Annotated in this window: 24 protein-coding genes; 16 read left to right on the top strand and 8 right to left on the bottom strand. The window is 65.9% G+C overall.

The annotated features are described in order from the left end of the window. Together IHE49_RS16365 and IHE49_RS16370 are read left to right on the top strand one after the other, a co-directional pair. Positions 1-95, top strand: a 95-nt coding sequence (locus IHE49_RS16365) for an integrase core domain-containing protein (protein WP_192159499.1), incomplete at its 5' end; no start/stop codon positions are given. 73 nt (positions 96-168) lie between these two features. After that, complete coding sequence (locus IHE49_RS16370) at positions 169-591, top strand: H-NS histone family protein (protein WP_192159898.1); 423 nt, start codon at positions 169-171, stop codon at positions 589-591. Between the two features lie 463 nt (positions 592-1054). Here IHE49_RS16370 and IHE49_RS16375 read toward each other — a convergent pair whose 3' ends face one another. Together IHE49_RS16375 and IHE49_RS16380 are read right to left on the bottom strand one after the other, a co-directional pair. Continuing rightward, positions 1055-2476 carry a nitrilase-related carbon-nitrogen hydrolase gene (locus IHE49_RS16375; RefSeq protein ID WP_192159900.1) on the bottom strand — a complete coding sequence of 474 codons (1422 nt, stop codon included), beginning with the start codon at positions 2474-2476 and terminating at the stop codon, positions 1055-1057. Then, the gene (locus IHE49_RS16380; protein WP_192159903.1) at positions 2473-3051 is read right to left on the bottom strand and encodes a TetR/AcrR family transcriptional regulator; all 579 of its coding nucleotides are present in this window, start codon (positions 3049-3051) and stop codon (positions 2473-2475) included. The genes IHE49_RS16375 and IHE49_RS16380 overlap by 4 nt, the downstream gene beginning before the upstream one ends. Positions 3052-3376: 325 nt before the next feature. On the opposite strand from IHE49_RS16380, the gene cycA reads away from it, so the two are divergent. The 7 genes from cycA (at position 3377) to IHE49_RS16415 (ending at position 11874) form a co-directional block, all read left to right on the top strand. After that, complete coding sequence (gene cycA / locus IHE49_RS16385; protein ID WP_192159905.1) at positions 3377-4771, top strand: D-serine/D-alanine/glycine transporter; 1395 nt, start codon at positions 3377-3379, stop codon at positions 4769-4771. A 121-nt stretch (positions 4772-4892) separates the two neighbouring features. Next, a complete protein-coding gene (locus IHE49_RS16390; RefSeq protein WP_192159907.1) occupies positions 4893-5834 on the top strand; it encodes a peptidylprolyl isomerase in 942 nt (313 codons plus the stop codon). Positions 5835-5921: 87 nt separating this feature from the next. Next, positions 5922-6479 (top strand): rRNA adenine N-6-methyltransferase family protein, encoded by a 558-nt coding sequence (locus tag IHE49_RS16395; protein ID WP_225578518.1) that lies wholly within the window; start codon positions 5922-5924, stop codon positions 6477-6479. Between the two features lie 729 nt (positions 6480-7208). Further along, a complete protein-coding gene (locus tag IHE49_RS16400; RefSeq protein ID WP_192159911.1) occupies positions 7209-7859 on the top strand; it encodes a PadR family transcriptional regulator in 651 nt (216 codons plus the stop codon). Beyond that, positions 7859-8653 (top strand): siderophore-interacting protein, encoded by a 795-nt coding sequence (locus tag IHE49_RS16405; RefSeq protein WP_192159913.1) that lies wholly within the window; start codon positions 7859-7861, stop codon positions 8651-8653. The genes IHE49_RS16400 and IHE49_RS16405 overlap by 1 nt, the downstream gene beginning before the upstream one ends. A 124-nt stretch (positions 8654-8777) precedes the next feature. Continuing rightward, the gene (locus tag IHE49_RS16410) at positions 8778-10907 is read left to right on the top strand and encodes an AsmA family protein (protein ID WP_192159915.1); all 2130 of its coding nucleotides are present in this window, start codon (positions 8778-8780) and stop codon (positions 10905-10907) included. Positions 10908-10944: 37 nt separating this feature from the next. Continuing rightward, a complete protein-coding gene (locus IHE49_RS16415) occupies positions 10945-11874 on the top strand; it encodes a DMT family transporter (RefSeq protein ID WP_192159917.1) in 930 nt (309 codons plus the stop codon). A gap of 40 nt (positions 11875-11914) precedes the next feature. Here the strand turns inward: IHE49_RS16415 and IHE49_RS16420 are convergent, their stop codons facing one another. Continuing rightward, positions 11915-12814 (bottom strand): LysR family transcriptional regulator, encoded by a 900-nt coding sequence (locus IHE49_RS16420; protein ID WP_192159919.1) that lies wholly within the window; start codon positions 12812-12814, stop codon positions 11915-11917. Between the two features lie 113 nt (positions 12815-12927). Here IHE49_RS16420 and IHE49_RS16425 point away from each other — a divergent pair, with 113 nt between their 5' ends. Beyond that, on the top strand, positions 12928-13569 hold the full coding sequence (locus tag IHE49_RS16425; RefSeq protein WP_192159921.1) for an NAD(P)-dependent oxidoreductase: 642 nt from the start codon (positions 12928-12930) through the stop codon (positions 13567-13569). Here IHE49_RS16425 and IHE49_RS16430 read toward each other — a convergent pair. From IHE49_RS16430 to IHE49_RS16445, 4 genes are all read right to left on the bottom strand, one after another. Continuing rightward, positions 13563-14171, bottom strand: a complete 609-nt coding sequence (locus tag IHE49_RS16430) for a cytochrome c (RefSeq protein ID WP_192159923.1) — start codon at positions 14169-14171, stop codon at positions 13563-13565. The two genes, IHE49_RS16425 and IHE49_RS16430, sit on opposite strands and share 7 nt — an antisense overlap. A gap of 10 nt (positions 14172-14181) precedes the next feature. Beyond that, positions 14182-15249, bottom strand: coding sequence for a copper resistance protein B (locus tag IHE49_RS16435; protein WP_192159924.1), 1068 nt, complete (start codon positions 15247-15249; stop codon positions 14182-14184). Beyond that, a complete protein-coding gene (locus IHE49_RS16440) occupies positions 15246-16919 on the bottom strand; it encodes a copper resistance system multicopper oxidase (protein WP_192159926.1) in 1674 nt (557 codons plus the stop codon). Before IHE49_RS16440 ends, IHE49_RS16435 begins: the two co-directional genes overlap by 4 nt. Before the next feature lie 88 nt (positions 16920-17007). Continuing rightward, positions 17008-17346 carry a hypothetical protein gene (locus tag IHE49_RS16445; protein ID WP_192159928.1) on the bottom strand — a complete coding sequence of 113 codons (339 nt, stop codon included), beginning with the start codon at positions 17344-17346 and terminating at the stop codon, positions 17008-17010. A gap of 92 nt (positions 17347-17438) precedes the next feature. Between IHE49_RS16445 and rlmJ the strand changes: the two genes are divergently transcribed. Continuing rightward, positions 17439-18362, top strand: coding sequence for a 23S rRNA (adenine(2030)-N(6))-methyltransferase RlmJ (gene rlmJ, locus IHE49_RS16450; protein WP_192159931.1), 924 nt, complete (start codon positions 17439-17441; stop codon positions 18360-18362). A gap of 43 nt (positions 18363-18405) precedes the next feature. Then, positions 18406-18909, top strand: a complete 504-nt coding sequence (locus IHE49_RS16455) for a Slp family lipoprotein (RefSeq protein WP_192159933.1) — start codon at positions 18406-18408, stop codon at positions 18907-18909. A 239-nt stretch (positions 18910-19148) separates the two neighbouring features. On the opposite strand, the gene IHE49_RS16460 is transcribed toward IHE49_RS16455, so the two are convergent. Then, positions 19149-19733, bottom strand: a complete 585-nt coding sequence (locus IHE49_RS16460) for a hypothetical protein (RefSeq protein ID WP_225578519.1) — start codon at positions 19731-19733, stop codon at positions 19149-19151. A gap of 186 nt (positions 19734-19919) precedes the next feature. Here IHE49_RS16460 and IHE49_RS16465 point away from each other — a divergent pair, with 186 nt between their 5' ends. The 4 genes from IHE49_RS16465 (at position 19920) to mfd (ending at position 25501) form a co-directional block, all read left to right on the top strand. After that, a complete protein-coding gene (locus IHE49_RS16465; RefSeq protein WP_192159935.1) occupies positions 19920-20333 on the top strand; it encodes a helix-turn-helix domain-containing protein in 414 nt (137 codons plus the stop codon). Positions 20334-20409: 76 nt separating this feature from the next. Beyond that, positions 20410-20958: a tRNA (N6-threonylcarbamoyladenosine(37)-N6)-methyltransferase TrmO gene (tsaA, locus tag IHE49_RS16470; RefSeq protein ID WP_192159937.1), complete on the top strand. Its 549-nt coding sequence runs from the start codon at positions 20410-20412 to the stop codon at positions 20956-20958. A gap of 100 nt (positions 20959-21058) precedes the next feature. Next, a complete protein-coding gene (locus IHE49_RS16475) occupies positions 21059-21661 on the top strand; it encodes a GNAT family N-acetyltransferase (RefSeq protein ID WP_192159939.1) in 603 nt (200 codons plus the stop codon). A gap of 324 nt (positions 21662-21985) precedes the next feature. After that, a complete protein-coding gene (gene mfd / locus IHE49_RS16480) occupies positions 21986-25501 on the top strand; it encodes a transcription-repair coupling factor (RefSeq protein ID WP_192159941.1) in 3516 nt (1171 codons plus the stop codon). The last annotated feature ends 50 nt before the right edge of the window (positions 25502-25551 follow it).

Raw genomic sequence — 25551 nt, forward strand, 5'->3', positions numbered from 1 at the left:
AGATCGAAACCTGGCGCCGGGAATACAACGAGGAGCGACCGAAGAAGGCGTTGGGCGGGCTGACACCCGCCGCCTATGCTGAGCAGTTAAAGTAACCCTGGGCTCTAAATTGCCCCGCTACTGAAAGCGGGGGGACGTCGAGGCCTCCAATCCAACCAAAGAACCACCATGGCTATAAATATTGATTCGCTCTCCCCGGCTGAACTCCAAGCGCTTATCAAGAGCGCAGAAGCGCAGATGGAATCTGCGCGGAAAAATCACGTCAAGGAAGTGCGGGCCAAGATTGATAGCATCCTTGCTGGCGCCGGGCTGACCATTGGGGAGGTGTATCCGACCCGCGGGGGTAAGTCTGCGAAGGGACCGAAAACCGCCGTTGCACCAAAATATCGCAACCCCGACAACGCGTCTCAGACGTGGTCTGGACGCGGCAAGCGGCCCCTCTGGTTCAACGAGGCCTTGAAGAAAAAGGGCGTGACAGCGGAAAGCCTGCTGATTGCTAGCGCACCCGCGAAAGCGGCGCCAGCCAAGAAAACCGCACTGGCCAAGAAGGCTGCGAAGAGCACTCCGGCCAAGAAAGCCGCAAAGAAGTAATCTGGGATAGCAACACCTCAGCTGTTGCTGCCCAAGGGTGCCTAGCCTGAAGCGGCTGGGCGCCCTAGCTGTTCCTTTGTAGAGTCGCTTCCGACCCGAAGCGGACCTTCACGGGTCATCAGTCACACCCAATCGAAGGCGCGGGTATTCACCATGCTCGCGAGCAAAAGCGACTACTTTGTCGTATGCCTCAAAGAAGCCAGTCTCGTCCTTCACCATAGTCTCCTGCCGCCCTGGCTGTACAGACTCTGATGTTCGAAACTGCACAGACTTCGCCACCATGCCCACGTGTGGATATGACACCCATGTTTAGGCTCTTTCTAGTGCTGGCGCCCGCTGAAAACGGACGACCCTAATGCGTCGAAGACCGATCACCCAGCGAGTACTTGCTGCCCCATAAATCCCGCAGATCAAGCTGGAATTCCCCGGTCAATCTTCGGTGAACAGCACCGCGCCTTCCTGGTCAATTTTCAAGGCTCCGCAACAGGCCGGCGGTTCGCCGCCGCCAGGCCAACAGCCCCGTGCCAAGCGCGAGGGCGAGAGCGAAGATCCCGCAGAGCCACGGGAAGACGTTGCCGATCCGCGTATAGAGCGTTGGCCCGGGTCCCAGCGGCAGGTCGGCGACGATCATGGTCAGGCCCGCAGGCGCATCCTGCTTGAGGGCGAGCAGACGTCCTTGCGCATCGCTCGCAAACACCAGGCCGTCATTGGCAGCCCGCACGATCGAAAACCCGCCTTCGACGCCGCGCATCACGGACATGATCCCGTGTTGCCAGCCATCGATGCCCATGTCGCCCGCAGGCACGCCCATCAGGCGGGCGCCCTTGGCGGCATCGGAACGAATGGTGTCGGGGAAATCCATGTCCTTGCAGATCTCCTCGGCACGGCCATCGCCCAGCCAGCCCGAGGCATGACCCGGCGTGAGGTCGTGTTCGAGGCCTGGCACAGGATGACGCTTGTCGTAGCGCTGAGTCCTGCCATCGGGCGTGATCGCAAGCGCGAAGTCGGCGGCCGGCGCCTCGGAATGGAAACCGGCAATGATCTGCACACCCGTATCCCTGGCGGCGGCAACAAGCGGTGCAACGATCGTGCTCTGTCCTGCAGGGGTCGATACCATGCCGCCTTCCGGCGTAACCACGAACCTGGCGCCTTCCCGGGCAGCTGCGCGGACCTCGCGCGCGTAGGTTTCGGCCACTGCAAGATCGGCGGACACGGTCTTCGCCCGCCACGCATCCGCTACGGCCGTCTCATCGACGATACCCGCCACCCGCAGCACGTCGGGCTGCGGGTGCGCGAGCCGCACGATACCGAACACCAGATTGACCGCACAGATCGTCAGCCCGAGGCCGACTGCGGCCGTGTTCCGTTTGAACCGCAGCGCCATGGCGAGGGTATTCGCAAAGAGGCAGATCAGGAACGTAACCGCGTACATCCCGAAGAGCGATGCGCCCTGGATCAGGACGGGCGCCGACATCGTGCTGTAGGCGAGCGAACCGTAGGTGCCGTTCGGGGACTGCAGCTCGATCAGGAACTCGAAGACTGTCCAGCACGCCGGAAACGCAAACAACGTGAGAAGCGGCGACGACCGGCGCTGCACGAAGCGCGCAAACCCTACCGCGACGCAAAACAGCCCGGTATCGACCGCCAGAACCGACGCGAAGACGAGCGGCGGTATGAGATGGAGGTAGGGGGATTGCAAGATATAGCCGGTGCCGCCGAGGAGCGCGATGGCGCTCGCTCCGATCACCTGCCAAATGCGGGTATTGCCGTAGGCAAGCCACAACAGCGGCACGGGCGCGAACCAGACCAGGGCCCAGACGTGGTCGTATCCCTGTGAGAGATAAAACATGATGCCGCTCAGCACAGCGGCCAACAGAGTGATCATTCGCTTTTCCCGGACGGTTTGAGGGAATCGAGGAACTGGCGCTTTGCCGCGCGGTATAGCTCCTTGAACTGTTTGTCGCTCGCGAAACGCCTCGCGCGCTGCATCGACACGAATCCCTGTCCGTAGGCCGCGAGCGCCATCGCGATCCCGAGCGTAGGCTCATCGCGGAACCGGCCCTCGGCCTTCGCCTGATCGATGCGAGCCATCGCGAGCGCGAGCGCCGGCGAGCGGCCCGCAGCGAAATCATCGGGAAACTGGCGCGCCGCGGGGGCAGGCAGGAAGAACGCCGCGTCGAACCGGTGCGGCTGCGTGAGCGCGAAATCGAGATAGGCCTCCATCAGCGCTTCCAGCCACTTCACCGGATCTCGGGCGCGGATGCCGCGAACGATCGCCTCCCACGCGGAGATACCGTCCTGCATGAGGGCGTTGAGCAGCTCGTCCTTGTTCTTGAAATGGCGGTAGAGCGCCATCGGCGAGAGGCCCGCTCGCTGGGCGACCTTGCGGATGGTCAGCCCCTCGAAGCCTGCGGATTCGAGCACCGCCTTCGCGGACGAGAGTATGCGGCCCTTGGTCATGCGTACAATGTACACAAACGAGTACTAAGTACACAAGCCAACCCAGCGGCCATAGCCCCGGGCACCCGGGGCGCTCGGGTTGGCGCATGCACTTGGTACGACGATCGAGGACATTTTCGGCCTGAATGCCTTCGATCTGCCCGCGATTTCGGAACGAATGTCAGCGCCGGATATCTGGCCCCATCCATGCCGGCCCAGCCACCGGCAGCCTTGGGCGCAACGCAGATGGATTTTGGGTATTCGGAACGGCAGATACGTTGGCTCTATTCCCATGGACCAGGGGTTCCTTCTATGGTTGCGGCTCACTCACGACCATGGCGCCCACATGTCCGCATCCACGCAACAGCCGGACCACCTGAGGCGCAGCCTCTCCAATCGCCACCTGCAATTGATCGCCCTCGGCGGAGCCATCGGCACCGGCCTGTTCATGGGCTCGGGCAAGACGATCAGCCTGGCCGGGCCGTCGATCCTGCTGGTGTACCTGATCATCGGCGTGATGCTGTTCTTCGTGATGCGCGCGATGGGCGAGCTGCTGCTGTCGAACCTGGAGTACAAGTCGTTCATCGACTTCTCCACCGACCTGCTCGGGCCATGGGCCGGTTTCTTCTGCGGATGGACGTACTGGTTCTGCTGGATCGTCACCGCGATCGCCGAGGTGATCGCGATCGCGTCCTACACGCAGTTCTGGCTGCCGCATCTCGCGTCGTGGATACCGGCGTTGCTTTGCGTGCTGCTGCTGCTCGCCCTGAACCTGACGACGGTGAAAATGTTCGGCGAGCTGGAGTTCTGGTTCGCGCTGATCAAGATCGTCGCCATCGTCGCGCTGGTGGTGGTCGGCTTCGCGCTGGTGACATGGGGTTTCCGCTCGCCGGCGGGGAGCAAGGCTTCGCTGGCCAACCTGTGGAACGACGGCGGCCTCTTCCCGCACGGACTATCGGGTTTCTTCGCCGGTTTCCAGATCGCGGTGTTCGCCTTCGTCGGCATCGAGCTGGTCGGCACCACCGCCGCCGAGACCGCGGATCCGCGGCGCAACCTGCCGAAGGCGATCAACTCGATCCCGATACGCATCATCATCTTCTACGTGCTGGCGCTGGCGGCGATCATGGCGGTGACGCCATGGCGGCTGGTCGAGGCCGACAAAAGCCCGTTCGTGGAGCTGTTCGTGCTGGCCGGCATACCGGCGGCGGCGAGCCTGATCAACTTCGTGGTGCTGACCTCGGCCACCTCTTCCGCCAATAGCGGCATGTTCTCCACCAGCCGCATGCTGTACGGCCTGGCCGACGAAAGCCATGCACCGAAGGCGTTCGCACACCTGTCGAAGGCAGCGGTGCCCTCACTGGGCCTGCTGTTCTCCTGCTTCTGCCTGCTTCTGGGTGCGGCGCTGATCTACCTCGTGCCCAACCTGGTCACCGCGTTCACCCTCGTCACCACGCTATCCGCCGTGCTCTTCATGTTCGTGTGGTCACTGATCCTGTGCGCGTACATCGCCTACCGGCGCAAACGTCCGCAGCAGCACGCGAGCTCGGCCTACAAGATGCCCGGCGGCGTCTTCATGTGCTGGGTGTGCCTGGCGTTCTTCGCCTTCGTGCTGGTACTGCTCTGCCTGCAGTCGGACACCCGTGCGGCGCTGCTGGCCAGCCCGGTCTGGTTCGTGCTGCTGGGGATCGGCTATGCCTGGAAGGGCCGGCGTGCCGGCAAACCCGCACCTGCCGGGAATTGAACGCCGCAATTTCAGCCTGACTCATCTGAGCGAGCGCACCTTCGTGCGCTTCCGCGCATAGCGCACATGCGAACCGGCACCTGCTAACTTGCCGTTTCGCCAGCCAACCGGGGAGACCACCATGCGCCGCCACCTTGCCGCCGCCATCGCGACCACGCTCGCCCTCGCCACGGCACCGACCTTCGCCGCGCAGGACAAGCCCACGCCCAGCGCGAAGGAACTGCTGGATGCGTCCAAGCCTTCCGAATGGCGCACGCCCGATCCGGACAACCTGCTGTACATGCAGTTGCCCACGGGCCGCGTGGTGATCGAGCTGGCACCCGATTTCACGCCACTGCATGCGGCCAACATCCGCACCTTGGTGCGCGAGCACTACTTCGACGGCACCTCGGTCAACCGCGTGCAGGACAATTTCGTGGCGCAGTGGGATGACCCCGCCAGCGACGACGACCATCCCGATCCGGCCAAGCTGAAATCGCTGGGCAAGGCGAAGAAAACCCTGCCGCCGGAATACACTCGCGCCATCGACGCCAAACTGCCGTGGACAAAACTGCCCGACGGCGACGTATACGCTCCGGAAGTGGGCTTCAGCGAAGGCTTCGCCGCCGCGCGGGATCCGGCTACCAGCCGGATGTGGCTCACGCATTGCTATGGTGCGGTGGGCGTGGCACGCGACATCTCGCCCGACAGTGGCAACGGCAGCTCGCTGTACGCGATCATCGGTCAGTCGCCGCGCACACTGGACCGCAATCTCGCCATCGCCGGCCGCGTGCTGGAAGGCATGCCACTGCTCTCCGCGTTGCCGCGCGGCCCCGCCCCTATGGGCTTCTATACCGACGCCAAGCAGCGCCTGCCCATCCTCTCGGTGCGGCTGGCTTCGGATCTGCCGCCCGCGCAGCGCGCGAACATCCAGGTGCTGCGCACCGACAGCACCACTTTCACCGCGCTGATCGAAGCCAAGCGCAACCGCCGCGACAGCTTCTACACCTTGCCTGCGGGCAAGCTCGAACTGTGCAACATCGACGTTCCGGTGCGGGATGGCGGCAAGCCGGTGATGCCATAACCGTATCCGAACACCCATGCGGCCCATTCCGGTTATGGTGAACCCAGGCAACCGATCATCCCATCGCCCATGTCATTGAACGACACCATGCATTTTCTGCGGGCCTGGATGCGCGATCCGCGCAGCGTAGGCGCATTGGCGCCCTCCGGCCCCGCCTTGGCGCGACTGATGACGGCGCATGTCGACCACGCGCACGGCCCGGTGATCGAACTCGGTCCCGGCACCGGCGTTTTCACGCGGGCGCTGCTGGAACGTGGCTTGCCCGGCCATCGGCTGGTGCTGGTGGAAACCGATCCCGTGCTGGCTTCCACACTGGAGCAACGCTACCCGCACGCGCGCGTGCTGCGCATGGATGCCGCACAACTTGGCCGCTCTTCGTCCTTGTTCGGGGACGAGCGCGCGAGCGCCGTTATCAGCGGCCTGCCCCTGCTGTCCATTCCTTCCGACAAGGTCGCGGCCATCGTCGAAGGCGTGTTCGAGCGCCAATTGCAGTCCGGAGGGGCGCTTTACCAGTTCACCTATGGGCTGCGCTGTCCGGTGCCGCGGGCGTTGCGGCAGCGGCTTGGATTGCAGGCCGAGCGCGTCGGAGGGGCGTGGCTCAATTTGCCGCCAGCGTGGGTTTGGCGTATTCGGCGGGTGGGCTGAGGGTTTTTCGTGCTCTGAAGCCGGCAGGGTTTGTGACCCCGGGGCTTCACGGCGGCAAGACGCCTTATAGGCGCGTTTCGCAAGTAACAGAGCGATTTCGGACGCCCGCCGGCGCCCGAGTCGCCTCTCTTTGCTGGGCCACGCTGTCGCAGGAGCGGTGGCGAACAACGAAGCTGGCCCGAAGGGCGAAGGGCAGCGCCTGTCCCGGACTCGATCCGGGAATGTCCGGAGTCAAGCGAGATAACCCAGAGAAACGGACTGATTCAATCCGCCGGAACTACGAACAGCGCATGTCCGGGACATTGGAACCACTCCCTCCTACGCGATAGACAGCACGGCGGCACCGCGCCGTACCTGGTTACCGAGGGATGCATCTTGCAGCGGCCGCCCTGCTTCTGGCTCGTCATTCCGGCGCAGGCTGGAGGAGCTTCACAACAGCGAAGCTGGTCATCCAGTGACCGCGATGCTCGAACAAGCATGGTCGCTCCTGGATTCCGGCCTGCGCCGGAATGACGAGCAGACAGTTCTGCGCCCTCTGGAGCGCCTTTGCCGTTCGCACGCGCTCCTGCGCGCGCATGGGCACGCAAAAGCGAAGTAGCTGGGGCTGCGGCACCCGCACGAAAGCGCTCTGTCCTCGCCATACCCCAAATCCGGTCCCGGCCACGGCCTTGCAAAAGACATATCTACGATATATCTTGAACTCACCAATTCGATATATCGGAACACATCATGCGCATGCACCACTTCTTTCAACACATCCGCCATCACCACCACTCCCACGGCTTCACCCCCTTCGACATGGAAGGTGACGGCCGCGGCTTCCATGCCGGCCGCCATGGTCCCTTCGACGACAGCCGCGGCGGCGACGCCTTCGGCGGCTGGGACGGCCTGCGCGGCGGCCGCCGAGGCGGCGGCGGCCGCATGTTCGGCCATGGCGACCTCAAGCTGCTGCTGCTTGCGCTGATCGAGCAGCAGCCGCGCCACGGCTACGAGCTGATCCGCATGATCGAGGAGATGTTCCACGGCCAGTACACGCCCAGCCCCGGTGCGATCTATCCCACCCTCGCGATGCTCGAGGACATGGGCTATGCGTCGGTGGAGAACGAAGCGGGCAATCGCAAGCTGTACGCGATCACTGACGAAGGTCGTGCCTTCCTCGACGAGAACCGTGCCGCGGTGGACGCAGCCAATGCACGCACCGAACACAGCGCCAAGCTGGCGGCGAAGATGGCCGCCCCGATGCGCGTGCGCAAGGCGATGCACGCGCTCAAGCACGCGATGCTGATGCGCATCAGCTGGGACAAGGCGGAAGCCGAGCGCGTCGCCGCGATCCTCGAACGTGCCGCCCATGAAATCGCCACCGGCGGGACGAACGACTGATGCAGCTACCCTTCGTACGGCATGCCCACCAGCGCCTGCGCCATGACGTCGTGCTGCGCACGCTGGCCGTAGCGCGCGTCGAGCGCATTACGCCGCACATGCAGCGCGTGACGTTCGGCGGCGCCGAACTGCGTGGCTTCCACAGCGCCGCGCCCGACGACCATGTGAAGCTGTTCTTCCCAAACCGCCACGGTGAACTCGTGCCGCCCTCGCTGGGCACCCAGGGCCCGGAATTCCCCTCGGGTCGCGAGCCCTCGCCTATGCGCGACTACACGCCACGCCATCACGACGCCGCACGCGGCGAGCTGGTGATCGACTTCGTGCTGCACGGCGACGGCCCCGCTGCGCGCTGGGCCGAGCAGGCGGCGCCTGGGCAGTGCATCGCAGCCGGTGGTCCGCGCGGCTCGCACGTGATCGCCAACGATTTCGACCATTACGTACTGGTCGGCGACGAAACCGCCCTGCCCGCGATCAGTCGCTGGCTGGAAGAAATGCCCCCAGGCATGCACGCCACGGCCTTGATCGAAGTACCGGAAATCGCTGACAGGCAGACACTCTTCTCGCAGGCACGTGTCGAGATCCAGTGGTTCGGACGCGACGCCGCGGAGGGCGGATCGCTGGAGCAGGCGTTGCACGAATTGCCCGCCATCGAAGGCGATCGCTTCTGGTGGATCGCCACCGAATCGGACCGCGCCCGCACGATGCGCCAGTCGCTGGAGCAACGCGGCATACCGAAGGACTGGATCAAGGCCACGGGCTACTGGAAAGCCCATGCGGACAACGACGGGGATTGACCCCCATCTGAACGCAGAATGAGTTGAACCAGGCGTCCACTACAAAACCTTGCCGCCTCATCGGTTAAGCCTTGGCACACCCCATCGCCACGGCGTGCCGCCTTGCAGCCGCAGGGAGACGATCATGAGACGCAGGTACAAACTGCTGGCATGGGTCATCGGCTTGCCGGTGACCTTGCTCATCGTGCTGGTTTCGGCACTGGTGATAACGCTCTCCCTGTTCGACTGGAACAGGCTGAAGCCGACCATCGACGCAAAGGCCAGCACGGCGATTGGCCGCCCGTTCGCGATAAACGGCGACCTTGGCATGGAGTGGAAGCGCGACCCGCAGTCGCAGGGCTGGCATGCATGGTTGCCGTGGCCACACATCGTGGCGCACGACATCTCGGTCGCCAACCCGGCATGGACGAAGCAGCCGCAGTTCGCGCACCTGGACGCCGTGCGCTTCAGTCTGTCGCCGCTGGACCTGTTGTGGCACCACGTGCGCATTCCCAGCCTGCAACTGGTGAACCCAAGCGTGGACCTGGAACGCGATGCCCAGGGTCGCGCCAACTGGACGTTCAACCTGCCGCAAAGCCAGACACCTTCCGCGTGGACGGTGGATCTCGGTGCCATCGGCTTCGGTGCCGGCCAGGTCGTATTCGACGATGCCGCCGGCCATGTGCAGATCACCGCGTACATCCAGCCGCTGCAGCAGGCGGTTCCCTATGACCAGATCGTGGCGCAGGCAACGGCGGATGCGCGTACGCAGGCGGTGAACAGCGCCGGCCGCGGTGCCGGCAAGACCATGGACAAGGACAATGACCAGGACAAACCCGGCGATGCGGCCGCGCGGAAGTCCAGTTACCAGTTCGCCTGGAGCGCTCAAGGCAGCTACCAGGGCGCGCCGCTGGAGGGCAGCGGGAAAACCGGCGCAGTGCTGGCCCTGCAGCAATCCGGCCAGCCGTTTCCCCTGCAGGCGAAACTGCGCATCGGCGACACGCACATCGCCTTGGTCGGCACACTGATCGACCCCCTGCATCTCGGCGCGCTGGACCTGCGCCTGTGGCTCGCCGGCTCCAGCATGGCCAAGCTCTACCCCATCCTCGGCGTGACCCTGCCCGACACGCCGCCGTACGCCACCCGTGGCCGGCTCACCGCCACGCTGGCGCGTAGCGGCAACCGCTTCGGTTACCACGACTTCCGCGCGCACGTGGGCGCCAGCGACATCGCCGGCGACGTCGACTACGTCACCGGCGGCGTGCGCCCCAAGCTCAGCGGCAAGCTGCAAGCCGCGCAATTGCGCTTCGCCGACCTTGCGCCGCTGGTCGGCGGAGGCGGCTCCAGCACCACGACGCCGCCCCCTGCCGCTTCCGATCGCGTTTTGCCCACTCAGTCCTTCCGCACCGACCGCTGGAAGGCGATGGATGCCGACGTCACCTTTGCCGCCGCGCGCATCGAACACGGCCCGTCGCTGCCGATCCAGTCGCTGTCGACGCATCTCGTGATGGACGGCGGCACGCTGACCCTGGACCCGCTGCACTTCGGCGTGGCCGGCGGACAGGTGAACGGCATGGTGCGTCTCGACGGCAGTACCGCGCCGATGCGCGGCAGGTTGAAGCTGGGCGTGCGCGGCTTGCGCATCGAGCAGTTGTCGCAAGGTTTCGCCTCCATGCACACCAGCCTGGGCGAGATCAACGGCGATGCCGAGCTCGATGCGCGCGGCAACTCCGTCGCCACCCTGCTCGGCACCGCCAGCGGCGAGCTGAAGCTGCTGATGGACAACGGCGCGATCAGCCGCAACCTGCTGGAAATGGCCGGCCTCAACGTGGGCAACATCGTGCTCGGCAAGCTTTTCGGCGACAAGACGGTGAAGATCGACTGTGCCGCCAGTGACTTCGTGGCAGAGGATGGCCTGTTCAGCACACGTCTGTTCGTGGTCGACACGCAGGACGCGCTGATCGATGTGAAAGGCACGGTGAACTTCGCCAACGAGAAGCTCGACCTGGATGTCGTGCCGCACACCAAGGGCTTCCGATTGTTCACGCTGCGCTCGCCGCTGTACGTGCACGGTACGCTGAAGCAGCCCGACGTGGGCGTGCACGCCGGCCCGCTGCTGGCGCGCGGCGCCGGCGCATTGGCGTTGGGCGTAGTCGCCGCCCCGGCCGCCGCGTTGCTGGCGTTGGTCGCCCCCAGTCACGACACCGGCAACACCCATACCTGCACCGCGGTGCTGCAGCAGTTGCGAGCGCCAGCGGCCAAGGCACAGCGCTGATTTACAATGCGCGCTTCTTCTGGATAGCGCGTATTCCATGCAAGCCGTCAGCAAGGCCCGTCTGCAGATCCACTTTTGCGTCCTGCTGTGGGGCTTCACCGCGATCCTCGGCAAGCTGATCAGCCTGCCGGCGCTGCCATTGGTGTGGTGGCGCGTGCTGCTGGTGACGGCTGCCCTGCTGCTGATGCCGCGGGTGTGGCGTGGCCTGCGCGCGATGCCTGCGCGCTTGCGCTGGGCCTACGCCGGCATCGGCGTGCTGGTGTCGCTGCACTGGCTGACCTTCTACGCCGCGATCAAGCTCGCCAATGCTTCCGTGGGTGCCACCTGCATGGCCCTGGGGCCGGTGTTCCTCGCCTTCGTGGAACCCTGGATCGCCAGGCGCAAGTTCGACCCGCGCGAAATGCTGATCGGCGTTGCGGTGGTGCCCGGCGTGGTGATGGTGGTGGGCGGGGTGCCCGCGGGCATGCGCATGGGCATCGCGGTGGGCGTGGTATGCGCATTGCTGGTGGCGCTGTTCAGCGCGTTCAACAAGCGCATGGTGGAACACGGCGACCCCCTCACCATCACCTGCATCGAGCTGGGCGCCGGCACCGTCTTCCTCGGCCTGCTGGCTCCCCTGCTCCCACACGCCGGCCCTGCCTTCGTGCTGCCGGATATGCACGACGCGCTGCTGCTGCTCGCGCTGTCCTTCGGCTGCACCCTGCTGCCGTTCGCGCTGGCGCTGGTGGCGTTGCGCCACCTGAGCGCCTTCGGCGTGCAGATGGTGACCAACCTGGAACCGGTCTACGCCATCGTGCTGGCGGTGCTGCTGCTCGACGAGCAGCGCCAGCTGGACGGCTGGTTCTACGCCGGCGTGGCAGTGATCCTTGCCGCCGTGTTCGCCCACCCGCTGCTGCACCGCAAACGCGGTGAACCGGAGCAGCCGGAGCTGCTGGCCGTCGCGGAGAGCCACAACATCGTCGAGTAACAACTGCCCCGGCTGCGGGATCACCCTCGTCGGAGGCCTTTCATTCCGCACCGCCCGCAAGACGCGTCCGCAGGTGGTCGATGAAAGCCCGCACCTTCGCTGGCGCATGAAGCCCGGCGTAGACCGCGTGGAAGCTTCCTTCAGGCAAGCGCTGGGTACGCAGCAGGTGTTCGAGGCGGCCTGTCGCGAGCTCGGCCTGCACCATGAAGTCGGGCAGCACTGCCACGCCGGCGCCGGCCAGCGCCATCGCGTGCACCGCCGCGGCGCTGTCGGCCACGGCGCGGCGGGTCAGGCGTACACGGGTGTGGCTACCGTTGCGCGCGGTGAAGGTCCAGTTCGCGGGCGAGCTGAGCACCGAGAGCAGGATCGCATCGTGGTCCGCGAGGTCTTGCGGCCGGCGCGGCCGCCCGCGCGCATCGAGATAGGCCGGCGCCGCCACCAGCAGCTGGCGGAAGCCGGCCAGACGCACCGCATGCAAGCCGGAATCGCGCAGCGGGCCGCCGCGGATTGCTAGGTCGAAGCGGCCGCCGATCAGGTCGCTGATGCCATCGTCCAGCACCAGCTCGGTACTCACCTCCGGACAGGCCCGCAGGAAGCTGGCCAGCGCGGGCGCCACCACCATGGCGCCATAGTTCACCGGCGCCGTGAGGCGCAGCGTGCCGCGCGGGACTTCGCGGTTTTCGCCCATGCGAGCGATCGCAGCCTCGGCTTCGCCCAGAATGCGCACGCAATCGGCATGGAAGTCCATGCCAGCCTCGGTCAGCGTCATCCGCCGCGTGCTGCGCACCAGCAGCGTTACGCCTAGTTCGCGCTCCAGCCGCACCAGGTGCTGGCTCACCATCGCCTTGGTCAGGCCCAGCTGTTCCGCCGCCGCGGTGAACGAGCCGGCGCGCACCAGCGCCACGAATACCGCCCAACGATTGAGATTGACCTCGCCCATGGCTGTTCTCCATTGTCAACTTTAACTTTACAGTGAATTACTTCTGCGACGGTTTATCCAGCAAATGGGAGGGTGCATGCTGCGCTTCGTCTCCCCTCCACTGGAAACCTTCCATGCACATCGCACTGTTCGGCGCCACCGGCCACATCGGCCACGCCATCCTCGCCGAAGCGCTGGCGCGCGGCCACGACGTGACTGCCATCGTGCGCGACCCGGGCCGCCTCGACACGCGCCACGACAAGCTCCACGTTGTCACCGGCGACGTGGCGGACCCGCAGACCTGGCTGGCTGCCGTGCGCGGCAGCGACGCGGTGGTGGCCAGCCTGTCCGCCCGCCGCGACGGCAACCCGGACAGCTTGCCCGGCAACGCGCGCATCCTGCTCGACCAGCTGTCCGCGGCCGGCGTGCCGCGCCTCGTCTGGGTAGGCGGCGCCGGCAGCCTGGAAACCGCGCCGGGCGTGCGCGTGCTCGACGACCCGAACTTCCCGGCAGCATGGAAGCTCGAGGCCGAAGCCCAGGGCCGTGCGCTGGAAACCTTCCGCGCCAGCGCGTCGCCCCTGGCCTGGACCTACATCAGCCCTGCTGCGCTGATCGAGGACGGCGAGCGTACCGGTCACTACCGCATCGGTGGCGACCAGTTGCTGGCCGACGCCAGCGGCGTCAGCCGCATCAGCGTGGCCGACTATGCGGCCGCCCTGCTCGACCGTGTCGAGAAAGGCGACGCGACGCGACGCCGCATCACCGTGGCCTACTGAGCAGAAGAAGCACCGTCCATTCCGGACATGTCGCCCATGCCCGGATGGCCGATGGCGGGGCGGGCGTCGCCGGCATCCATGTCGTCGTCCGGCGGCGCCTTGGCCACGATGGCCTTGTACTGCTCCGGCGTCATGCCCGGCAGCTTGCGCAGGAAGGCCACCATGCTCCAAACGGTGGCGTCGTCGTGGCTGCTGCCCCAGGCAGGCATAGCGCTCATCTTGATGCCGTGCTTGATGACCCAGAACGCGGCCCTGGGATCGACCCGCTGCCGTGTGAGGTCCGGCGGCTGCGGATACAGACCGGGGCGGATTTCGGAATCGCGCATGCCCGGCGCGAGATGGCAGCCGGTGCACATGGCCGCGTACTGGCCAGCGCCCTTGAGAATCCGTTGTGGGTCGTCAAGATCGGGCATGGCGAGATTTGCGGTACGGGCATGGACGGAACGGTCGCGCAGGGTTTCGAGCAAGGCATAGGTCGGCTTCCAGTGCGGCGTATCGGCACCGATGTCGTACAGCCCCGACCAGGCATAGGCACCCGCACCGGCGACAAGCACCGCGAGCGTGGCAGCGACAACAAGCGTGCGTTCGACGCCTTTCTTCATGACGTGATCCTCAGAACCAGATGCGCAGGCCAGCGACGAGCTGGCGGTCGAAGACCGGGCGGCCCTCATCGCGTGCGAATGCCGCCGTGCCGCCGAAGCGCCGCGTCCACACCACGCCCAGGTAAGGGGCGAACTGCCGCCGTATCTCGTAGCGCAGGCGCAAGCCGAAGCTGGCGTCGGACAGACCGCTGCCGAGGCGCCGCTGCGGGTCGTCCTTGCCTTGGAAATTCGCTTCCAGCTCCGGTTGCAGGACCAGGCGCTGGGTGATGAGGAGCTCGTAATCGGCCCGCAGGCGCGCCGCCGTGCGGCCACCCGAACTCGCATAGGCGGTGGCTGCCAGCTCGAACCAGTACGGCGCCAGCCCCTGCACGCCGAGCGCCAGCCACTGGCGCGCGGGACCGTCGCCGAAGTCGTTGCGCACGCCGAGCTGGGTGTTCCAGTACGTCGCGACGGCATGGCTCCACAACGCCTCGACATCGCTGTCGTCGAACCGACCGTCTTCGTGCTGGCCCTCGCTGCGTAGCCACAGCTTGTCGATGTCGGTGCCATACCAGCCCTCCATCTCCCACGACTGGCCGCTGCCATGCAGGCCGTCGAAGGCTTCGAGCTGGTCGAAACGCAGCATGCCCAACGGCCCGGCGTCGAGCATGTCCATGCCGGGCATGACGGCATAGCCGTTGCCGTCCGAGTAGTCGGCGCTGCGCGCAGCCCGTGGCGCCACGCCACCTTGCATGCGCATGTCGGGCATGGCGCCCATGTCATGCGGTTGACCGTGATCCTTCGCCGCCACCGTGCTCCCGGCATGGCTGGAGTGATCCATGCCTGGCATCGAGGGCATGTCCATATCTCCCATGTCCGCAGCGGTGCTGCCTGCCGATGCAGGCTCGAGCTGCTTCGCCTGCGGCGCTGGCTTCGCTGATTTGGGAGAGCCCTGCGGCATGCCCGGCATGTCCATGCCCCCCATGTCCATATCCATGCTCGTGCTGCTTGCCGGCGCGGGAGCGGTCTGTTGCGCCCACGCCACCGGCGACAACGAGAGCGCAATGCAAGCCAAGGTGTTGCGGATGAATGCGCTCATGACACCACCACCTCGCGCATCATCCCTGCCTCCATGTGGTAGAGCATGTGGCAGTGGTAGGCCCAGCGACCCAGCGCGTCGGCGGTGACGCCATGGGCGATGCGCTGGGCAGGCTGCACATTGAGGGTGTGCTTGCGCACCTGGAAGCCGCCGTCAGGGCTTTCCAGCTCGCTCCACATGCCGTGCAGGTGCACGGGGTGGTCCATCATGGTGTCGTTGACCAGCACCAGCCGCAGCCGCTCGCCCGCACGGAAATGCACGGGCTTCGCATCGGAGAACTTCACGCCGTCGAACGACCACATGTAGCGCTGCATGTTGCCGGTGAGATGCAGCTCGATCTCACGGCCGGGCTCGCGCGCGTCCAGCGAACCGCCGACGGTATGCAGGTCGTCGTAGGTGAGCACGCGGCGACCGTTGCCGCGCAGGCCGGCGCCCGGGTCGTCGAGATTGGTGCGCGGCATGTCCACGCGCATGTCCACGCCGGGATTGCGGTATTCCGTGCGGGCGTGCTTCGCCATGGTGCCGCCATCCACGGCCCCCATCATGTCCATCATCGCCAACGGCGCGCGCGCATCCATCGCCGGAACCGGCGCCCCCATGCCTTCGCGCGGCGTCAGCGTGCCGCGGGAGTAGCCGCTGCGATCGATGGATTGCGCGAATACGGTCCAGGCGCGGTCGTCCGAAGGTTCCACAATCACGTCGTACGTCTCGGCCACGGCGATACGGAACTCATCCACGCTCACCGGCTCCACGTCCTGCCCGTCGGCGGCCACCACGGTCATCTTCAGGCCGGGGATGCGCACGTCGAAGATCGTCATCGCCGAGCCGTTGATGAAGCGCAGCCGCACTTTTTCGCCGCGCTTGAACAAGCCCTCCCAGTTGGCCGCCGGCGCATGGCCATTCATCAGGTAGGTATAGGTAGCGCCGCCTACGTCGGCGAGGTCGTTGGGACTCATGCGCATCTGCTGCCACATGCGCCGTTCGACGAGCGCCTTGTACAAACCCTGCACGCGCGCATCTCGCAGGAAATCCGATACCGTGGGCTCGGCGTGGTTGTAGTAATCGCCCTGCTTCTTGAGGTGCGCGTAGATCGCCAGCGGATCCTCGTCCGTCCAGTCGCTGAGCATCACCACGTAATCGCGGTCTGCGGGGAAGCGCTCGCCACCCGCGGGCTCGATCACGATGGGACCGTACAGACCGGTCTGCTCCTGAAAGCCGGAATGGCCGTGATACCAATACGTGCCGCTTTGCCGCACCGGGAAGCGATACGTGAATGTCTCGCCCGGCGCGATACCGGCGAAACTGATGCCTGGCACGCCGTCCATGCCGGAGGGCAGCAAGATGCCGTGCCAATGGATGGAACTGGGCACGCGCAGCCGGTTGGTCACGCGCAATGTCACCGTGTCGCCCTGGCGCCAGCGCAACAACGGCGCGGGCAACTGCCCATTCACCACGGTGGCGACACGCTTGCATCCCGTGAAATCCACCGGCAGCTCGTCGATGGACAAGTCGAACTGCGTCCCGCGCAGCTCGCACGGCCCGACACGCGCCGCCTGCGCGGCGGACGGCCCGGCGCGCATCCCCAGACCGGCGGCCACACCGCCCAGCATCAAACCCTGCACGAAACGTCGGCGCGACAATCGCGGGTCGCGCGAATCCAGCGTATTCATTCTTCACTCCCGATGCATGGCCACGCACGCGGCCACGAGCCTGCAGGCGCAGGCAATCAACCGAACAAGTCGGCGCGAACGGAGGGGGTCAGGCCAACGGTGGCCGCAAGGGTGGCGCGTGGGCCAGATCGGGAGCCTCGGCAGGCCATGCCTGCCAAGTCACTGCTGCGAAACGCGCAAGGCCGACCGGCACGACAAAAACCGGCAGCGTCGCCGTCACGTGCGCACAGGCGCAATCGGCATGCACGCCATCCGCGTGCACCGGCGCAGGCGCGCCATGGTGTTGCGTCATCACCTTCGTCCCATCCATGCCTGCACAGCAATCGGCCTTTGCAAACGCCGTGAAGGCCACGCCCAACCATGCGCACAAGGCCAGCGCGAACAACACGCGGCAGCGACGCAGACGGCAGAGGAAGGGTTGGCGCATGCAGCGAGCATAGCCATGCATGCCGAAAGCACTCAACTCTGGAGGAGGCTCTATGCGGCCTATACTGGCGCACCCTGCCCACGAACGCCCCTATGAACTATCGCCACGCCTACCACGCGGGCAATTTCGCCGACGTCCTGAAGCACGTCTTGCTGCTGGCGCTGATCGAGGCGCTCAAGCACAAGCCTGCACCGTTCTGCGTGATCGATACCCACGCCGGCAGCGGCTGCTATGCGCTGGACAGCGTCGAAGCCGACAAGACCGGCGAATACAAGGACGGCATCAACCGCCTGCTGTTTCCTGATCTCGCCGGCGCCAGCCACGAGCCGCTGCCGCCACTGCTGCGCCGATGGCTGGATTCCATCCTCGCGTTGCCCGGGAACGAACACGGCGTGAAACTCTACCCCGGCTCGCCTCTGCAGGCCGCACAAGCCATGCGCGACATCGACGGCGCGCAACTGTGCGAACTGCACCCCGAGGAAGCCGCACGCTTGCGCGAGCTGTTCCACCGCGATCCGCGTGTGCACGTGCATGAACGCAACGGCTACGAGGCGCTGAAAGCGCTCCTACCACCGAAGGAAAAACGCGGCCTGGTCTTGATCGATCCGCCCTACGAGGCGCAGGAAGCCGAGTACCGGCTGATCGAGCAGACCTTGAAGGAGGCGCTGCAACGCTGGCCCGGCGGAATCTACGCCATCTGGTACCCGATCAAGCGACGCAGCCAGGTGCAACCGTTCCTGCGATGGCTCACGCACTGCGGCGCCAAGCGCGTGCTGCGCGCGGAGCTGCTGGTGCACGGCGGCGACTCGCCGCTGCGCCTCAACGGCTCGGGCATGGCCATCATCAATGCCCCTTGGCAGTTGGACGAAACCCTGCGTGAACCGCTGCGCGCGATGGCCCGCCTGCTTGCCCAGGGACACCCCGCCGAATGGAAGCTGGACTGGCTGGTGGATGAGGCTGCGCCTGCGCCACCGGCCAGAACCGCGAAACTACCTCCTTCGCCACGCCGTCGCTAAGCTCACTGCATCGTTGTTGCGATCTTCGATCCTGGAGTCCGCCATGCGTCCCGTCACCCGCACCCTCCTCCTGTCTTCCGTGCTGCTCGGCCTGGCCGCCTGCGCCCCCCCGCCGATCTACAAAATCGCTCCCGGCACGCTTGCCGCCACGCCGGCCCAGGTGGCCCAGACACCGGAGCAGTTCGCACAAGGCCAGGTGATCTGGGGAGGCCGCGTGGTGGGTGTGCGCAACCTACCGGACCACAGTGAAATCGAGGTGCTTGCCTACCCGATCGACTCCTCGCAGCGTCCCCGCTTCGGCGCGGGCGCCAGCGGCCGCTTCATCGCCATCGTGCCCGGCTACGCCGAGCCGATGAACTATCCGGGCGGCGCGCCCATCACGGTGGACGGCCAACTCGGCGGCACCCGCGTCGGCAAGGTCGGGCAAGCGGACTACGTGTTCCCGCTGGTGAAGATCGCGCAATCGCATGTGTGGACACCCGACGAAATGCGCAGCGGGCACCCGAATGTCAGCTTCGGTGTGGGCGTGGGCGTCGGCATCCGCTGAACCTTCGCGTCACCACGGCTACGCGAAGGCAACGAAGCGGCTGCCGGGCTCATGGCGGCTCTGTTCCTGCCGCCAGCGCAGTCAGCGATCAAGCTGATGAACTGTCAGATCAAGCGCGGCGAGGCTTGGCACGCCTGCCCCGCCGTCTGCTGTGCATCAGCACAGCACGACGGAGCAATAGAAAGCAGGACTGGCCGACGCACCGCAACAGCTGACGACTGCAGTCAGTCCTGCGCTTCCTATACGCGCGGACCGCGGGCGATGAGCCGGCTTTGCATCAAGGCCGCGGTGTGCAACATCAGAAACAGCGGGACCAGAAACGCCGGGATCACCAGCAGTGGCAGCGTTGCCATCGGCGCAGTCGTGATCTCGCCCGCGGCTCCACTGGACAAAGTGGCACTCAGGGTTCCAAGGACGATGGCCACGGCAAGATCGAGCATGCCGAACAGGTTCCATCGGACGAATGCCCGGCTGCCGGCAAAGTCACTGCGACGCACGAGAGCCAGGATCATCCATGGGGCGGCGAAGCCGACTGCCATGTCGCCAAGACCCGCCGGCAACGCAAACATGGCCGGCAGCACATTGTGTGCGTACAGCGACAGAAAACCCAGGCCGGCCCATCGCCAGGCCTGCATGGCCGTGATCAGACGCAGGTCGAGCGAAAGAATGAATGCGCGGAACGACGGCGAGAACCGTAGCCACGCAAAAAACATCAACAGAGGCGCACCAACCCCGATGGCTATGGCGACCGGTGGCTGCCCGGGACGCCCGACGAAGGCGCCGGATATACCGAGCGACACGACAAGCACGAACCATGCGGCCAAGACCAGGACGATTCCCTGACGAATGTTGCTAGTTCCGTGAGGCCCCTGCGTGGCGGGGCGCGGAAGAACTGTGGCTGACATGAGCGTCTCCTCAAGTAACTTGCATTTTGCAAGTTTGTGGCAAAAGTACCCGACTAGCTTTCATAATGCAAGCAACAAATCTTGCTGTCATGGAGAGCCGCCACAATGAGCACCGCCAAGTCTTTCGCACGTTCCGCTTGCGCGGTCGCCAATTCGCTCGACATCGTCGGCGACAAATGGTCGTTGCTGGTGGTGCGCGACCTGCTGCACGGCAAGAGCACCTACGGCGAAATCGCGGACTCCCCGGAACACATCCCGACCAACATCCTCGCGGAGCGCCTCAGACGCCTGGAGGCCGCCGGCATCATCATCGGCACGCCCTACCAGGAGCGCCCGGTGCGCTATGCCTACACGCTCACCCCGAAAGGCAGGGCCCTGGGCGACGTGCTGCTCGCGTTCGTACGCTGGGGCAAGCAATACATACCGGGAACGGTGACGATGGGCTCGGGACCGGCAGGCAGCGGAGCGGCAACAAAGGCCTCGAACGCACACCGCGCGCGCAAGACACAAGCGAAGTAAGGTCCCGGGGAAGACTTCGGCGACGAATGCACACCACTACAATGGCCGCCCCAGATCATGGCCCGCATGACCGACCATGCCGACGTCGCACGCCGCGCCTTTCATCGCTCATCCCATCGCCCACATGCGCTCGCCCTACGCACGGCGCATCGATGCCCCGCATCAATCGGTAGTGGTGGCCGGCACCGAGACAGGGGTCGAGGCGGAAGCACGCATCGAGTTCGTCGAAACCGTGCCGGCTGAGGCGTTTGCCGATCTCGCCGGGTTCGAACGGATCTGGCTGCTGTTCGTGTTCCATCGCAGCGAGGGTTGGAAACCGCAGGTGCGGCCGCCGCGCGGCGGTGGCAAACGCAGCGTGCTGGCCACACGCTCGCCACATCGGCCCAATGCGATCGGCTTGTCGGCCGTTGAACTGATAGGCGTCGAGGAGCGGGCGTTGCGCGTGCGCGGCGTAGACCTGCTGGACGGCACGCCGATTCTCGACATCAAGCCCTATGTGCCTTACGCCGACGCGTTCCCCGCTTCGCGAGCAGGCTGGATCGACGCCGTCGACATGGCACAAGGCCGCCATTCCGCCCCCGGACCGAAGCGGCCACGACGGCCTCCGGGCAAGCCCCCAGGCTGAACCGAAGGATATGTGCGACTGCGCCAAATTGGCGCAAGAGCTTGCATCCAGGCTGTAACCATATCATGCTGCATTGCACACAATACGCAAGAGTATTGAAATGAGTACTGCCAGCTTGCGCTCGATGGCTTCGCATCCTTCCCTGTCTTCGCGCAGCCACGCGCGCCATGCCCCCACGCTCAGCGTGCATACCGCGCAAGGCGAGCGCGTGCGCAGCCGCGACGGTCGCGAACTGTGGCTGCGCGGGATCGAGTCAGGTGACGTGGCGGCGCTGCAGCGTTGCTTTACGCGCCTGTCTCCGGAGGACATCCGCCGCCGCTTCCTGCATGCCATGTCCGAGTTGCCCCTGCCGATGGCGCAACGCCTGTGCAATACCGATCCGGCACTAGAAACCGCGCTGGTGCTGGTGGACGAATCCGTACGCCCTGCCGAGATCCGCGGCGTGGGCCGAATCTATGTGGACGAGGCTGCCGACAGCGCCGAGTTCTCGGTGATCGTGGAGCGGGACTGGAGCCGCATCGGCCTCGGCGCGCTGCTGATGCAGCGGCTGGTGGATGATTGCCGCCACCGTGGCCTCGCCGAAATCTGGGGTTATGTGCTGCTAGAGAATCGTCCCATGCTTGAGCTGTGCCGCGAGCTGGGCTTCACCCGCAGGCTGATGCCGGACGAACCGGGCACGGCGCAGATTAGATTGACGCTGTAATTCGCCTGGCTCCCTGTCCCCGATGGGCAAAACCATGTCGTTTGCGAGCCGCTGGCTTGCACATGGCTTGATCCGAGCGCTGACGCGAGGTCCGCTGGAGTTACCGGTAGGAACGAGTCTGGCAACTCGCTGAGGTGAGGACCCTGCTTGCGTTGCCGCAGAGCAGGAGCTGTTCCGTCGGCAACATTCCCGCGAACACCCTCCCCCTCACCTCGATCCTCTCCCTGGCGCGGAGAAGAAGAAAGGCTAAGCTTGCGCATCGCGCTACACTTGAACGCTTTCCCGGCGCGGCTCCACATCCACGCCCCCAGCGCCTGCGTGCCCATGTCCGCTCCGATCCCGCATCCCCCGCTCCCCTCCTCACCGAAGCAACGCCGCTACTGGACGCCACCGCACGGTTCGTCGCGCGCCCTGTTGCTGGCGGAAGCCGCACGTTCGCACGAGGGCCTGTTGGTGGCGGTGACGCGCGACACCCAGCGCGCCTCGGCACTCGAGGACGAGTTGCGCATCTTCGCCGGCGACCTGCCGGTGCTGCATTTCCCGGACTGGGAAACCCTGCCCTACGACGCCTTCAGCCCACACCCGGAGATCGTCTCGCAGCGCATCGCCACGCTGTACCGCCTGCCCGGCGTGAAGCGCGGCGTACTGGTGGTGCCGGTGGCCACGCTGATGCAACGCATCGCGCCACGCTCGCACATCACCGGCTCCGGCCTGGCGGTGGCGAAGGGACAGAAGTTCGATCTCGCCGCCGAACAGCGCCGGCTGGAAGCTGTCGGTTATCGCAACGTGCCGCAGGTAGCTGAACCCGGCGATTTCGCCGTGCGCGGTGCCTTGATCGATATCTTTCCGATGGGAGCGGCCGAGCCTTATCGCGTCGAGCTGTTCGACGACGAGGTGGAGTCGATCCGCAGCTTCGACCCGGAAACCCAACGCTCCGCACAGCCGGTAGAGAAGGTGGAGCTGTTGCCGGCACGCGAGTTCCCGCTCACCGAGCAGGCCGCCAAGGATTTCCGCAGCGCCTTGCGCGAGCGCTTTCCCATCGACGTGCGCCGTTGCCCGCTGTACCAGGACATGAAGGAAGGCGTGACGCCAGGCGGCATCGAGTACTACCTGCCGCTGTTCTTCCCGATGAAGAGTCCGCGCATGGATGTGCGGGGTGTTGCGGAAGGTCCGCTTACGGGTACCGCCACGCTTTTCGACTACCTCGCCGACGACGCCCTCATCGTATTGGGCGAAGGTTCGGGCGAAGCCAGCGAAGGGTTCTGGACGCAAACCGGCGAGCGCTACGACCAGCGCGCCCACGACATTGAGCGCCCCGTGTTGCCACCGGGTGAGCTTTACCTCTCGCCCGAGCAATTGCGCGAGCAGCTCAACAAGCGCCTGCGTGTGGAGATGGTGGACAGCGGCCATGCACACGCGGTGGATGCCGGCACGCAACCCGCGCCGGAGCTGCCGTTGAGCCGGAAGGGCGAGGAGCCTGGCACTTCGCTGCGGCATTTCCTCGAAAGCTATCGCGGTCGAGTACTGGTAGCTGCGGATTCGGCGGGCCGGCGCGAGGCGTTGCTGGAAACCTTGGCGGGCGCAGGACTCAAGCCGGCGCAGACTGAAAACTGGCAGCGCTTCATCTCGCCGCAGCCAGGTAGTCCGGAAGAAAAGTTCGCCATCACCATCGCCCCGCTGGAACAGGGTTTCGCGCTCAAACAACCCATCCTCACCGTGCTCACCGAGCGCGAACTGTTCGGTGAGCGCGTGCGCAGCGAGCGGCGCCGGCGGCGCGGTGCGGCGCGCGATCCCGACACCATCATCCGCGACCTCACCGAGCTTTCCATCGGCTCGCCCATCGTGCACGTGGACCACGGCGTGGGCCGCTACCAGGGCCTGCTGTCGATGGAACTGGGCGGCATGGAGGGCGAGTTCCTGGTCATCGAGTACGCCAAGGGCGACAAGCTCTACGTGCCGGTGGCGCAGCTCGGCCTGGTCAGCCGCTACAGCGGCACCGCGCCGGAGCTGGCGCCTATGCACTCGTTGGGCGGCGACGCGTGGGAACGCGCGCGCAAGAAAGCCGCCGAGAAGGTGCGCGACGTGGCCGCGGAACTGCTGGCCATCTACGCGCAGCGCGAAGCGCGCGGCGGCGTGTCGCTGCCCATCGACCGCCTGCTGGTCGAGGAGTTCGGCGCCAGCTTCCCGTTCGAGGAAACGCCCGATCAGGAACAGGCGATCGCCGCCGTGCTCGGCGACCTCGCCGCGCCACGCGCGATGGATCGCGTGATCTGCGGCGACGTCGGCTTCGGCAAGACCGAAGTGGCGCTGCGCGCCGCCTTCGCCGCCGCCACCGCGGGCAAGCAGGTAGCGGTGCTGGTGCCCACCACCCTGCTCGCCCAGCAGCACTACCGCAACTTCGCCGACCGTTTCGCCGACTGGCCGGTGAAGGTGGACGTGCTCTCGCGCTTCAAATCCACCAAGGAAGTGAACGACGCACTCAAGCGCCTCGCCGACGGCCAGATCGACGTGATCGTGGGCACGCACAAGCTGCTGCAGCCCGACATCAAGTTCAAGAACCTCGGGCTCGTCGTGGTGGACGAAGAGCAGCGCTTCGGCGTGCGCCAGAAGGAACAGCTGAAGAAGCTGCGCGCGGAAGTCGACCTGCTCACCATGACCGCCACGCCGATCCCGCGCACGCTGAACATGGCGATGAGCGGGCTGCGCGACCTCTCGCTGATCACCACGCCGCCCGCACACCGCATGGCCGTGCGCACCTTCATCTCGGCGTGGGACCCCGCCACCATCCGCGAGGCGTTCCAGCGCGAGCTGCAGCGCGGCGGCCAGGTGTATTTCCTGCACAACGAAGTGGAGAGCATCGAGCGCACCGCGCGCGAGCTGGAGGAGCTGATCCCCGACGCGCGCATCGGCGTGGCCCACGGCCAGATGGCCGAGCGCGAACTGGAACGCGTGATGGCGGACTTCCACCGCCAGCGCTTCAACGTGCTGGTGTGCACCACCATCATCGAGACCGGCATCGACATCCCCACCGCCAACACCATCATCATCGACCGCGCCGACCGTTTCGGCCTCGCGCAGCTGCACCAGCTGCGCGGCCGGGTGGGCCGTTCGCACCACCGCGCCTACGCCTACCTGATCGTGCCCGACCGCAAGTCGATCACCGCCGACGCGGAGAAACGGCTGGAGGCGCTGGCTTCGCTGGAAGAACTCGGCGCCGGCTTCACCCTCGCCACGCACGACCTGGAGATCCGCGGCGCGGGCGAGCTGCTGGGCGACGAGCAGTCCGGCCAGATCCAGGAAATCGGCTTCGGCCTCTACACCGAGCTGCTCGACCGCGCCGTGCGCGCGCTGAAGAGCGGCAAGGTGCCCGACTTCGACCTGTCCAGCGAACACGAGACCGAGGTCGAGCTGCACCTGCCTGCGCTGATCCCCGACGACTACCTGCCCGACGTGCACACGCGTCTGACGCTGTACAAGCGCATCGCCAGCGCGCGCAACGAGGACGCGCTGCGCGACCTGCAGGTGGAGATGATCGACCGCTTCGGCCTGCTGCCCGAACCGAGCAAGACCCTGTTCGCGCTGTCCAGCCTCAAGCTGATGGCGACGCCATTGGGCATACGCAAGCTCGATTTCGGCCCGAACGGCGGCCGCATCGTGTTCCGCGACAAGCCCGAGGTCGATCCGATGGCGATCATCAAGCTGATCCAGAGCCTGCCACGCGTGTACAAGCTGGACGGCCAGGACAAGCTACGCGTCACCCTCGACCTCCCCGGCGCCAGCGAACGCATCCGCAGCGCGCAGGAAGTCCTGATATTGCTGGGAGCACGGCACCCGGGTTGAGCGCGCGTCGGGCACATCACGCGATCCGCGTGACAGCTGTCAGTGGCGCG

Source organism: Rhodanobacter sp. 7MK24 (assembly GCF_014842995.1).
Taxonomy (GTDB): Bacteria; Pseudomonadota; Gammaproteobacteria; order Xanthomonadales; family Rhodanobacteraceae; genus Rhodanobacter_A.